Here is a 12,130-nt window from a genome sequence, read left to right as displayed (position 1 = left end):
CGGGCGTGCGGGTCCCCCCCGCCGGGGGGGCGGGGGCCCGGGGGGCGGGGGGGCGGGGGGGGGGGGGTTTTTGGTGGGGGGGGGGGGGGGGGGGGCGGGGGGGGGCGGGCCCCCCACCACTCATCCTGGTCTGCCCCGGGGGAATGCGGCGCGGCCAGGACGTCATCGCGGTCCGGTCAGGCGGCCGCGCGCTTGCGGGTCAGCGTCACGCCGATCACCGACGCGACCACGGACACCACCACGGCCACGACGAGCGCGTAGCGGAAGCCCGCCACCAGCGACGCCGGGTCAGCCTGCTCCAGCGGTGTGCCCTCGGCGAGCATCCCGCCCGTGACGCCGACCGCGATCGCGGCGAACGCCGCCGCGCCGAGCGCCGCGCCCAGCTGCTGCGAGGTGTTCAGCAGGCCGCCCGCGAGGCCCTGCTGGTGGTCCGGCACACCGGACGTCGCCGAGATGCTGACGATCACGACCGCGGACACGTGGCCGAAACCGATGACCGCCATGCCGACGAGGATCCACCAGATCGCGCCGGTGGCGGGCAGGATCGCCAGGGCCACGGTGCCGACCGCCTGCATCAGCAGGCCGCCGACGAGCGTGGCCGTGCCGCCCAGCTTCCCGGACACCTTGCCCGCCGCCATGCCCGCGACCACCGCGGTCGCGCCGAGCACGGCGAACGTCAACCCCGTCTGCAACGGCGTGAAGCCCTCCACGCCCTGCAGGTAGAGGGTGAGGATGTAGGCGATGCCCACGAACGAGCCGATCAGCAGCACGTTGATCAGGTTCGCGATCAGCAGCACGCGCTGCGCGACGACCTTGAGCGGGATCAGCGGGTGCGGGCTGCGCTGCTCGATCGCCAGGAACGCGGCGAACAGCACGATCGACAGCACGAGCGAGATCAGCCAGCCGAGGCCGCCCTGGGTGATCGTGGACAGCGCGTACACCATGCTGATCACCGAGCCGGTGATGGTGACCGCGCCCGGCACGTCGAGCTTGCGGTTGCTCTCCTGGCCGTGGCTCTCGCGGATGAGCTTGGGCGCCAGCAGCGCCGCGCCCAGGCCGATGGGCACGTTGACGAAGAACACCCACCGCCAGTTCAGCACGTCGGTGAGGATGCCGCCCAGCACCACGCCCGACACGAAGCCGAACGACAGCACCGCGCCGTAGACGCCCAGCGCGCGGTTGCGCTCCGGCCCTTCCGGGAACGACGTGGTGAGCAGTGACAGCGCCGCCGGCGCGACCACCGCCGCCGCCAAACCTTGCGCACCGCGCAACAACACCAACTGCACGTCGTCCTGCGCGATGCCCGCGACCAGCGACACCAGCGCGAAGGCGACGAGGCCGATGATGAACAGGCGGCGGCGACCGTAGAGGTCGGAGATCCGGCCGCCGAGCATCAGGAATCCGCCGAAGGTGATGGCGTAGGCGCTGATGACCCATTGCAGGCCGGAAGTCGTGAAGCCCAGCTCGGTCTGGATGACCGGCAGCGCCACGTTGGTGATGGAGAAGTCCAGGGCGATCATGAACTCGGCCAGGCACAACAACAGCAGGACGAGACCGGCATTCGGACGCCGGCCCGACGCGGTGGCCCCGGTCGTGCTGGTAGTGGTCGCCGCATCCGACGCGGCGGTGCCCGTGGGCGGCCCTGCAGCCGTCTGGTCGGCAGTTTGAGACAAAGTCGGCTCCTTGATATCGCCGGCGTTACGCCGATGCGCCCACCCTCCTCATTCCGCAACCGGGTAACCAGACCAGGGTCTTTCCTAGTAGCAGGACTACCAGGCAACGCGCACCGGCCGCCGCTGTGGGGCTCATCACCAGGGCTATCACGTCGAGCGCAAAAGCCCTCGTAACACGGGCGCAAACAAGCCCCTTCCGCAATTCCGTCAAGTACACCCAGTTGCACCGGCTGCCTTGCCCCGGACCACTTGCGCGGATTGACTCATGTCGTCAATCACGACACCAAAGATGTCACAGCGGGTGACGGTCGCCACGGTCCGTTCGCCACCGACACGGCCACACGGGAGAAATCAGTGCCAGCAACCCTCGACAATGATCTGATCAGCCGGTTCGTCGGCGATTGGTACCGCGCTCTCGACGAGCACGGCACCGAGGACGAGGTGCTCGGATATCTCGTCGACACCAACCTCGCGATGACCTTCCCGGAAGGCACGCTCAGGACCACCGAGGAATTCCTGGGTTGGTACCGGACGGTCGTCAACCGCTTTTTCGACGAAGTGCACGAAGTCACCGAGGTGACGTCGTCCATTCGCGGCGACGTGGCCGACGTGAAGGTGCGCGTGAATTGGCAGGCACGAATCTGGAACCCGCCGGCGGCGACCAGCCAGTGGCTGGGTTTCGACGCCGACCAGACGTGGCAGGTCGTGCGCGACGACGCGGGGCGCCTGCGCATCCGCTCGTACGTCGTGGACGCCCTGCACCCGATGCCCGGCTCCGCCGAGCTCTGAGCAACCCTCACACCCAGGGAGTAGAGAAGTGACCCGACGAGTTCTCGTGGTGCTGTCCGAGTACGGCTACTGGGGGGAGGAGCTGGTCGGTCCGCTGGAGGCGTTCGACGCCCGCGGCTACCAGGTCACCTTCGTCACCCCCACCGGCAAGCGCGCCCACGCGCTGCCGCCGAGCATGGACCCCGACTACATCGACCCGCCGCTCGGCCGCACGGTGACCACGCCGGAGATGGCCCGCGCGGTCCGCGCGCTGGACGAGTCCGACCGGCTGGACAACCCGCTCAGCCTGGCCGACCTCATCCCCGAGCGGCCCTACCACAGCTCGATCAACTTCCTGCGCGAGCTGGAGGCCTACCACCGCAACCTGCAGCCCGCGGTGGACGACCTGGTCGCGGCCTACGACGCGCTGGTGCTCGTCGGCGGCTCCGGCCCGCTGGTCGACATGGTCAACAACGAGCGCCTGCACGAGGTCACCCTCGGCTTCTTCGCCGCGGACAAGCCGATCCTGGCCGAGTGCTACGGCGTCACCGTGCTGGCCTTCGCCCGCGACTGGGAGTCCCGCCAGAGCATCATCTACGGCAAGCACGTCACGGGCCACCCCAAGGAGTACGACTACAAGGACGGCACCGGCTTCCTCGGCGTCGACTTCAACATGGGCCCGCCCCCGTTCCCGCTGGAGTACATCCTGCGCGACGCGACGGGCGCGTTCGGCGGCTTCCACGGCAACGTCGGCAAGGAGCTGTCGGTGATCGTGGACTACCCGTTCGTCACCGCGCGGTCCACTCCGGACTCCGCGCTGTCCGGCGAGCTGCTGGTGCGCACGCTGGAGAACGGCCTGCGCCGCTACGGCTGGTAAGGCGTCACGGGCGGACGCGGCGCCGGTCCGCGCCGCGTCCGCCACCACACTGGGGAAGGTGGATCGAAGCACATGACCAAACGACCGGGACGGGTCGCGATCTTCGAGCAGTTCGCGGCCGACGGCATCACGCACATGTTCGGCAACCCGGGCACCGTCGAGCAGGGTCTGCTCGACGCCATGGGGCAGACCGAGATGTCCTACGTGCTGGCGTTGCAGGAGAGCGTGGCCGTGGCGATGGCCGACGGGTACGCCCGCGCCTCGCAGCGGCCGGGCCTGGTGCAGCTGCACACGGGCGTCGGCCTCGGCAACGCCGTCGGCATGCTGTACCAGGCGAAGCGGGGAGGCTCGCCACTGGTCGTGATCGCGGGCGACGCCGGTGTGCGTTACGACGCGATGGACGCGCAGATGGCCGTCGACCTGGTGGCCATGGCCGAGCCGGTGACGAAGTACGCCACCCGGGTCACCGATCCGGACTCGGTGCTGCGGGTGCTGCGCCGGGCGGTGAAGATCGCCATGACGCCACCGCGCGGTCCGGTGTTCGTGGCGCTGCCCGCGGACGTGCTCGACGCCGTCACCGAGGAACCGGCGCTGCCGACCGTGGTGCCGTCGACGCGCGTGCTGCCGGAGCCCGCGCTGGTGGCGCGGATGGCGTCGGTGCTGTCGGGCGGCAGGCGTCCGCTGGTGCTGATGGGCGACGGTGTCGCGACGAGCGGCGCGCAGCGCGAGCTGGCCACCGTGGCGCAGCTGCTGGGCGCGCGGGTGTACGGGGTGAACTCGTCGGAGGTCAACATCGACGCGGCCGACCCGTCCTACGCGGGCAACGTCGGCCACATGTTCGGCGCGGACAGCACACGCATCGTCGGTGACGCGGACCGCGTGCTGATCGTGGGCACGTACGTGTTCCCCGAGGTGTTCCCCGCGTTGAGCAACCCGTTCTCGCGGGACGCCCGGATCGTCCACATCGACCTGGACGCCTACGAGATCGCGAAGAACCACCCGGTGGAGATCGGTGTGGTGGCCGACCCGAAGCTCACGCTCGCGGCGCTGGCCGTGGAGCTGGGGCACCAGGGCGGGGAGGTCGCCGCGCCGCCCGCGCGTCCGGTCAACCGCACCGTCGCGCCGTCGGGTCCGCCGAGCGTGCTGGAGCTGTTCACCGAGCGGTTGGCGCAGCAGGCGCCGAACGACCTCATCCTGTTCGACGAGGCGCTCACCGCGGGCGAGCCGCTGGGGCGGCACCTGCCGGCGCGTGAGCCGGGCCGCTTCTTCCAGACCCGCGGTGGTTCGCTCGGGATCGGCATCCCCGGCGCGCTCGGCGCGAAGCTGGCGCGGCCGGACCAGCCGGTGATCGCGTTCACCGGCGACGGCGGCAGCATGTACACGATCCAGGCGCTGTGGACGGCCGCCCGGCACGACATCGACGCCAAGTTCGTGATCTGCAACAACGGCCGCTACCGGTTGCTGGACCACAACATCGACCAGTACTGGCGGGAGCAGGGCATCGAGCCGCACGAGCGGCCGAGCGCGTTCGACCTGACCAAGCCCGCCATCGGGTTCACGCAGCTGGCCGCGTCGCTCGGCGTGCCCGGGCGCCGGGTGAGCCGGCTGCGCGAGGTGGACGGCGCGGTGGCCGAGATGCTGAGCCACCGCGGGCCGTTCCTGATCGACCTGGTGATCGAGTGAGCGGGGCGGCCGGCCGCGGTCGGTTGGAGCGGGCCGAGGTCGTGGCGCTGGTGCGCGAGTGGCACGGGGCGTTGGAGCGGCACGTCGACGTGGCGGAGCTGCGGGGGCGGCTCGTGCGGTCGGGGTTGTTGCTGCGGTTGCCCGGCGCGACGGTGCGGGACGGCGAGCAGTTCGCGTCCTGGTACCGCGAGGTGAGCGACTCGTGCTTCGACCAGCGGCGGGACGTGCTGTCGGTGGAGGTCGACCTGGTGTCGCCGCTGCACGCCGAGGTGACCGTGACGCTGCGGTGGGAGTCGCGGCGCTGGCAGCGGCCCGCGCCGCGGAGCCGGTGGACGGGCTGCCTGCTGACCGAGCAGTGGCTGGTCGTGCTCCAGGACGGCGAGCCGCGCATCCGCACCCTGGTGACGCGAACCACCCAACCGCTACCGGGCTCACCTCCCCCGATCGGGGACGACGACCGGACGGCGTCGGCCCTGTCCCTGGTCGCCGGACAGCCCGCACCGACCCCGGCAGCAGGGGCGCCGGCACGATCCGGCGCGGCCGGGCAGAGCGCGGCGCTCTCCGCGCCGGGACTGCCGGGCGGGGCCCTGGTCACCGACGAGGCGCGAACGGCAGGCACCTCCTCGGCCGACCACACCGGGCGACCACGGCCGGCCTCGGACCCCGCGCGGCCGGTGGCGGGCGAATCACCCACCGCCGACACCGCGCAGCCGGACGCCGCGGGCTCACCGGCCGCGCCCCAGGCCCGCGGCGAGCTCGTCGCGAGCTGATCGCGAGCTGATCCACCTCCCCACCACCGGCGGCGGCGCGGCACTTCCGCGCGCCCGGTGTCACGCGGTGGCGGGCGGCGCCCAGCCGCCCGCCACCTCCCGTGCCGCGACGAGGCGGCAGTCCACTTCGGACCACCCAGATGGAGAATCCCATGGACCTGAACGCTCCCGTCCTACCCGGGCCGCTCACCGGGCTGCGCATCGGCATCCTCATGGAGAGCGACTTCGTCGAGACGGAGATCGACTACTACCGCCTGCGGTTCGCCGAGGCGGGCGCCGAGGTGAAGCTCTACACCCGCCTCTGGGGCAACGAGTCGCTGACCTTCACCGGCCGCGAGCTCGGCGGCGAGGTCGCGGTGGACGGCGACCTCGAAGCCCTGGACTACCACGAGCTCAACGCCCTGCACGCGCTGATCGTCCCGTCCGGCATGGTGTCGGACCGGCTCCGCTACAGCGAACGGCCCGGCGGCGTGGCACCCGCGGTGCAGGTGATGCGCCGCGCGTTCCGCATCCCCCGGCTGCTGAAGGTGTTCTCCTGCCACGGCCTGTGGCTGATGTCCGCCGCGCCGGAGGTCATGGCAGGCCGCACGGTCACCTGCCACAACAACCTGGTCAGCGACGTGCGCAACATGGGCGCGGTCTACTCCGACACCGACGTGGCCGTCGACCGCGACCTGATCAGCACCCGCACCGTCGAGCACTGCCACCTGCTGGCCCGCACCGTCATCGAGCAGCTGTCCGCCAGGCTGGTGGCGGCGTGACCGCGGCGCCCGAACGCACCTACTCCGACCTCTACGGCGGCTACGTCGTCGAGTCCTCCGGCGACCGGCTGGTGCTGGACACGTTCGGCGGCGACCGCGAGGTCGTGCACCGCACGTCGGAGACCGCGGCCCAGCTGGTGCGCAACCTCGGCGAGCCCTACCGGGACGTCAACGGCCGGCTGGACGAGATGCTCAAGCCGGGCGCGATGGTGTTCAGCTTCGGCCCCGTCTACCCCGGCCCGCGCCGCCAGCAGGCGGAGCGGATCTGGCTGGTCGCGGACGACGCGGGCCGCCCGGTGTTCGACCGGCCCGACTGGTGGGTCGACCAGGTCCGGTCGCTGGCGAAGTTCTACCGCCGCGCGCAGTTCGGCACGGGCCCGGTGGACTTCGCCGACTACCGCACGGTGCTGCGGCTGGGCGGCGACAAGACCGATTCGCACGTGCAGGAGACCGACACGATCTCCCGCCTGGTCTACGGCATGGCCACCGCGTACATGCTGACCGGCGACGAGGCGCACCTGGAGGTCGCCGAGCGCGGCTCCGAGTACCTGCGGGACAACCTGCGCTTCGTCGACGAGACCGACGTCGGCCGCCTGGTGTACTGGTACCACGGCCTGGAGGTCGACGGCGGCAGGCAGCGCAAGCTGTTCGCCTCCGAGTTCAGCGACGACGAGCTGACCATCCCGGCCTACGAGCAGATCTACGCGCTCGCCGGCCTGGTGCAGACCTACCGGCTCACCGGCACGCCGTGGCTGCGCGACGACATCGAGGCGACGATCCGGCTGTTCGAGCGGCACTTCGCCGACCCGCGCCTGGGCGGCTACTTCTCGCACGTCGACCCGCTGACCCTGAGCCCGCACGCGGAGTCGTTGGGGCGCAACAGGTCGCGCAAGAACTGGAACTCCGTCGGCGACCACGCACCGGCCTACCTGTTCAACCTGTACCTGGCCACCGGCGAGCAGCGCTACCTGCGGATGCTGGAGCACACGTTCGACATGATCGTGACCCACTTCCCCGACCGGGGCCCGGACGCGAGCCCGTTCGTGCGCGAGCGGTTCCACGCGGACTGGACGCCGGACAAGACGTGGGGCTGGCAGCAGGACCGCGCGGTGGTGGGGCACAACCTCAAGATCGCGTGGAACCTCACCCGGATGAACGCGTTGCGCCCCAAGAACGAGTACACGCGCACGGCCGCGCGGCTGGCCGCCACCATGCCGGGCGTCGGGCGCGACCCCCGGCGCGGCGGCTGGTACGACGTGCTGGAGCGGCAGGCCCGCGACGGGCGGCACGCGTTCGTCTGGCACGACCGCAAGGCGTGGTGGCAGCAGGAGCAGGCGATCCTGGCCTACCTGGTCCTGGCGGGCTCCACGGGCGACGCCGAGTACCTCAAGCACGCGGCCGAGGCCGAGGCGTTCTACAACGCGTTCTTCCTCGACCACGACGACGGCGCGGTGTACTTCGCCGTGCAGGCCGCCGGATCGCCCTACCTCGCGGGCTTGGAGCGCCTCAAGGGCAACCACTCCATGAGCATGTACCACTCCGCGGAGCTGTGCTACCTCGCGACCGTCTACAACAGACTGCTGTGGCACGGCGAGCCGCTCGACCTGTGGTTCTCGCCGGACGCGGACGCGACGTTCCCGGGCGGCCTGCTGCGGGTGGCCCCGGACGCGTTGCCGCGCGGTCGGGTGGTGCTCGACCGGGTGCTCGTGGACGGCAGTCCGTACCAGGACTTCGACGCGGAGAAGATGACGGTGAAGCTGCCGGAGGGCACGGCCAGGCGGACGGTCCAGGTGCGCCTGCGGCCCCTGGGGGAGGACGAACGGTGACCACGACGGCGACGGGCCGCCTGGCCGGGCTGCGGCTCGCACCGGGCAGCCCCACCCCGTTCGGGGCTACCCCGACGGCGGACGGCGTGAACTTCGCGGTCGCCGCGGCGCGGGCGGACCGCATGTGGCTGGTGCTGATGGACCGCGACGACGGTTCGGTCCTCACCGAACTGGAGTTCCCGCCGGAGCACCGGGTCGGCGAGGTGTTCACCGCGCACGTGCTCGGCCTGGTGCCCGCGGACGCGGACTACGGGTTCCGGGTCGAGCGCGCCGGCGAGCGCGGTCCCGTGCTGCTCGACCCGGACGCGCGGCTGCTGGCCGGCGCCGGCGAGTGGGGGCGGCGGCCCGCCTACCGGTCGCGGATCGCCACCCCGGACTTCGACTGGGGCGACGACCGGCCGCCGCGCGTGCCCACCGAGGACCTGGTGGTCTACGAGCTGCACGTGCGGGGCTTCACCCGGTCCGAAACGTCCGGTGTGGCCGCTCCCGGCACGTTCGCCGGGTTGGCCGAGAAGATCCCGTACCTGCGCTGGCTCGGGGTCAACTGCGTGGAGCTGATGCCGGTCTTCGAGTTCGACGAGACCGACAACGTCCACGTGCACCCGGAGACGGGCGTGCCGCTGCTCAACACGTGGGGCTACAGCCCGGTCGGCGTGTTCGCACCGAAGGCGAACTACGCCCGCGGCGAACGGCCCGACGTGGAGCTGAAGGAACTGGTGAAGCAGCTGCACGCGGCGGGCATCGAGGTGGTCCTGGACGTGGTCTTCAACCACACGTCCGAGGGCGACCACCGCGGGCCCACGCTGTCGCTGCGCGGCTTGGACGAGTCGTCCTACTACCTGCTCGACGAGTCCGGCAGGCACCGCAACTTCAGCGGCGCGGGCAACACGCTCAACGCCAACCACCCGCTGGTGCGGGAGTGGGTCGTGCGCAGCCTGCGCCACTGGGTGCACGAGTACCACGTGGACGGCTTCCGCTTCGACCTCGCCTCGGTGCTCACGCGCGGCCGTGACGGCGCGCCGCTGGCCGACCCGCCGCTCGTGGCGGCGCTGGCCGCGGACCCCGTGCTGGCGGGCACGCGGCTGATCGCGGAGGCGTGGGACGCGGGCGGCCTCTACCAGGTCGGTGCCTTCCCGCACTACGGCCGATGGATGGAGTGGAACGGGCGGTACCGCGACGCGCTGCGGGCGTTCCTGGTGGGACGCGGGGGAACCACCGGTGACGTCGCCACCCGACTCGTCGGATCGCCCGACCTCTACAGCGGGCGCGGCGCCACCGCGTCGGTCAACTTCGTGACCTGCCACGACGGGTTCACCCTCGCCGACTGGGCGTCCTACGACCACAAGCACAACCACCTCAACGGCGAGGACGGCCGCGACGGCGAGGACCACAACGCCAGCTGGAACGGCGGCGTGGAGGGGCCGACCGACGACCCGGAGGTGCTCGGCACGAGGGCGCGGCAGGTGCGCAACGCGCTGTTGCTGCTGCTCACCAGCCGGGGCGTGCCGATGCTGCTGGCCGGCGACGAGTTCGGCCGCACGCAGGGCGGCAACAACAACGCCTACCCGCACGACGGTCCCTCGACCTGGGTCGACTGGTCGCTGGTCGACCGCAACCGGGACCTGGTCGAGTTCACCAGGGCCTGCCTGGAGTTCCGGCGGGCGCACCCGGTGCTGCGGCGCGCCGAGCACCCGCACGGCGAATCCACACCGGACGGCGGCTACCCGCCGGTCAGTTGGCACGGCGAGCGCGCTTGGCAACCGGATTGGTCGGCCGACTCGCACCTGGTGATCGCCATGATCCACGATCCGAATCCGGGGGGCGCTGGATTGTCGGATCGTTTGGATACTGTGGTCGTGGCCGCGAACGCCGGGTCAGAGGACAAGGAAGTGGCTCTCCCCCAGCCACCCGCCGACAGCACGTGGCGCGTCTTCGCCAACACCGGATTCGCCCGGCCGCTCGACGCCGCGACGACGCTGCGCGACGGCCACGTCCTGCGCCTGCCCGCGCGGTCCGCGGCCGTGCTGTGGGCGCACACATCGTCCAACGAGGAGGGTTCGGGATGAGCACGTCGGTCTACTCGGGGTCGAACGGCCGGTCGACCACGATCCACCTGGCAGGCGAAGTGGACGACGAGGCGCTGCCCCGTCTGCGGGACCTGCTCGACGAACTCGGCGGCGGGCAGGTGCGCCGCCTCGTGATCGAGATGCGCGAGGTGACCGGCCTGACGCCGGGCGCCGTCCGCGCCCTGGTCTACGCCCAGCAGCGGCTGCCGGCGGGCGCCGAGGTCATCGTCGTCGGCGCGCGGCCGTCGGTGATGGCGGCGTTGGCGCTGGGCGGGTTGGGAGGCACCGCGACTCTGGCGAGCTAGTCATCGCCCGGAGCACACCGCGGCGACGCGGTGCCGGTGCGACAACGGGTCAAGACAGAACCACTTGGGGGAGTTTCTGGTGGAGTTGCAGACGCATTTAGCTGGCGGTGCGCGTGCGTTCGCGCACCGGATGTTCCAGTCCATGCCGCGTGCGGACCAGCGGCGTTGGGCTGAGATCTACCTGTCGGGCCTCGTCAACGCGGTCGGGCGCAAGTCCATCAGCAAGATCGCCGAGCTGGCGGGCGGCGGATCGGCCGTCCAGTCGCTGCAGCAGTTCGTCAACCAGAGCCCGTGGGACTGGCAGCCGGTGCGCGACGCGCTGGCGCTGTACCTCGTGGAGCGGTTGCCGGTGCGGGCTTGGTTGGTCGGGCACGCGGTGATCCACAAACGCGGCGACCACTCGGTGGGGGTCGAGCGCCGGTTCGTGCGTCACGCGGGTCGCCTGGTCAACTGTCAACTGGGGATGAGCCTGCAACTGGACGTCGAGGAGACCGCCGTGCCGGTCAACTGGCGGCTGCTGCTGTCGAGGCGGTGGACCGAGGACGCGGAGCGGCGTCGTCGCACGAGGATCCCGGACCACGAGGGAGGTATCTGCGCGCGCGGGCACATGCTGGGGATGCTCGACGAGCTGATCGCCCTGCGCGTGCCGGCCGCGCCGGTGGTGTTCGACGCCACGGACATGCCCACGGCATCACGTCTGCTCGACGACCTGACCGATCGCGGACTGGGGTACGTGATCGGCGTCAAGGGCGACGAGCGCCTGCTGGCGGAGCCGCACCTGCGCGCGGTGCCGGGGACCAGGCAGTCGGACCAGCGGGTCGGCCGGCGGGCGCTGAGCCCGTCGGAGGTCCTGCGCGGCTGGCGGGAGCACCCGTCGGCCCACCGGGTCTGGCCGCAGTTGACCGGGCACGGCGCGGGCCGCGTCCAGGTCCGCGCGGCGTCGGCGCGGCTGGTCGACACCGAGAGGCGTCAGGGGTCGCCGGTGCGGCTGGTCGCCGAGCGCCCGATCGGCAGCACCGCGCCGACGCGGTACTGGATCACCAACCTGGTGGACCGGGCGGTGCCGGAGCTGTTCGACCTGATCGCCCGGAAGGACCGGGCGGACGCGAACGCGGCGCGCGACCCCTACGGCCTGCACGACTTCGAGGGCCGCAGCTACCAGGGCTGGCACCACCACATGACGATGGTGTCGGTGGCCCACGCGTACGCCCTGCTGACGGGCGCCCGCACGGACGCCGACTACCTGCCGTCGGAGAACGCCACGTCGTGACACCGGTCCGGGTGGCCCGCCGCAGCCGGCGGCGGGCCCCCCCCGCGGGCCATCCCGGCGGGTCCGGCCCGGCGCAGGCGGCCGCGCGTCGGGCGGGGGTGGCGGCGGACAGCACGCGCAGCTCCACGGTC

At 71.8% G+C, this 12,130-nt stretch carries 10 protein-coding genes; 9 read left to right on the top strand and 1 reads right to left on the bottom strand.

Going from position 1 to position 12,130, the window contains the following annotated elements; translation table 11 throughout:
• Positions 1–176: 176 nt before the first annotated feature.
• Positions 177–1,673, bottom strand: a complete 1,497-nt coding sequence (locus tag ABTZ99_RS43430) for an MFS transporter (RefSeq protein ID WP_498772003.1) — start codon at positions 1,671–1,673, stop codon at positions 177–179.
• A 249-nt stretch (positions 1,674–1,922) separates the two neighbouring features.
• Between ABTZ99_RS43430 and ABTZ99_RS43425 the strand changes: the two genes are divergently transcribed.
• The 9 genes from ABTZ99_RS43425 (at position 1,923) to ABTZ99_RS43385 (ending at position 11,999) form a co-directional block, all read left to right on the top strand.
• Positions 1,923–2,462 (top strand): hypothetical protein, encoded by a 540-nt coding sequence (locus ABTZ99_RS43425; RefSeq protein ID WP_498772001.1) that lies wholly within the window; start codon positions 1,923–1,925, stop codon positions 2,460–2,462.
• A 28-nt stretch (positions 2,463–2,490) separates the two neighbouring features.
• Positions 2,491–3,318 (top strand): type 1 glutamine amidotransferase domain-containing protein, encoded by an 828-nt coding sequence (locus ABTZ99_RS43420; protein ID WP_230571697.1) that lies wholly within the window; start codon positions 2,491–2,493, stop codon positions 3,316–3,318.
• Between the two features lie 72 nt (positions 3,319–3,390).
• Positions 3,391–5,001 carry a thiamine pyrophosphate-binding protein gene (locus ABTZ99_RS43415; RefSeq protein ID WP_499618962.1) on the top strand — a complete coding sequence of 537 codons (1,611 nt, stop codon included), beginning with the start codon at positions 3,391–3,393 and terminating at the stop codon, positions 4,999–5,001.
• A complete protein-coding gene (locus tag ABTZ99_RS43410) occupies positions 4,998–5,771 on the top strand; it encodes a hypothetical protein (protein WP_499618960.1) in 774 nt (257 codons plus the stop codon). Before ABTZ99_RS43415 ends, ABTZ99_RS43410 begins: the two co-directional genes overlap by 4 nt.
• A 152-nt stretch (positions 5,772–5,923) precedes the next feature.
• Positions 5,924–6,532: a DJ-1/PfpI family protein gene (locus ABTZ99_RS43405; RefSeq protein ID WP_498785132.1), complete on the top strand. Its 609-nt coding sequence runs from the start codon at positions 5,924–5,926 to the stop codon at positions 6,530–6,532.
• Positions 6,529–8,358 (top strand): AGE family epimerase/isomerase, encoded by a 1,830-nt coding sequence (locus ABTZ99_RS43400; protein WP_498785130.1) that lies wholly within the window; start codon positions 6,529–6,531, stop codon positions 8,356–8,358. The genes ABTZ99_RS43405 and ABTZ99_RS43400 overlap by 4 nt, the downstream gene beginning before the upstream one ends.
• A complete protein-coding gene (locus tag ABTZ99_RS43395) occupies positions 8,355–10,424 on the top strand; it encodes a glycogen debranching protein (protein ID WP_499618957.1) in 2,070 nt (689 codons plus the stop codon). Before ABTZ99_RS43400 ends, ABTZ99_RS43395 begins: the two co-directional genes overlap by 4 nt.
• Positions 10,421–10,729, top strand: a complete 309-nt coding sequence (locus ABTZ99_RS43390) for an STAS domain-containing protein (protein WP_498785127.1) — start codon at positions 10,421–10,423, stop codon at positions 10,727–10,729. Before ABTZ99_RS43395 ends, ABTZ99_RS43390 begins: the two co-directional genes overlap by 4 nt.
• 79 nt (positions 10,730–10,808) lie before the next feature.
• A complete protein-coding gene (locus tag ABTZ99_RS43385; RefSeq protein WP_499618955.1) occupies positions 10,809–11,999 on the top strand; it encodes an IS701 family transposase in 1,191 nt (396 codons plus the stop codon).
• Positions 12,000–12,130: the final 131 nt, after the last annotated feature.

Origin of the sequence: Actinosynnema sp. NPDC002837, from assembly GCF_040295345.1 — a bacterium.
Lineage (GTDB): Bacteria > Actinomycetota > Actinomycetes > Mycobacteriales > Pseudonocardiaceae > Actinosynnema.
This window is presented reverse-complemented; position numbering and strand designations above follow the sequence as displayed.

Excerpts from the sequence above, each read along its gene's own strand:
- ABTZ99_RS43415 (WP_499618962.1), top strand. The coding sequence starts at position 3,391 with ATGACCAAACGACCGGGACGGGTCGCGATCTTCGAGCAGTTCGCGGCC.
- ABTZ99_RS43405 (WP_498785132.1), top strand. The coding sequence starts at position 5,924 with ATGGACCTGAACGCTCCCGTCCTACCCGGGCCGCTCACCGGGCTGCGC.
- ABTZ99_RS43390 (WP_498785127.1), top strand. The coding sequence starts at position 10,421 with ATGAGCACGTCGGTCTACTCGGGGTCGAACGGCCGGTCGACCACGATC.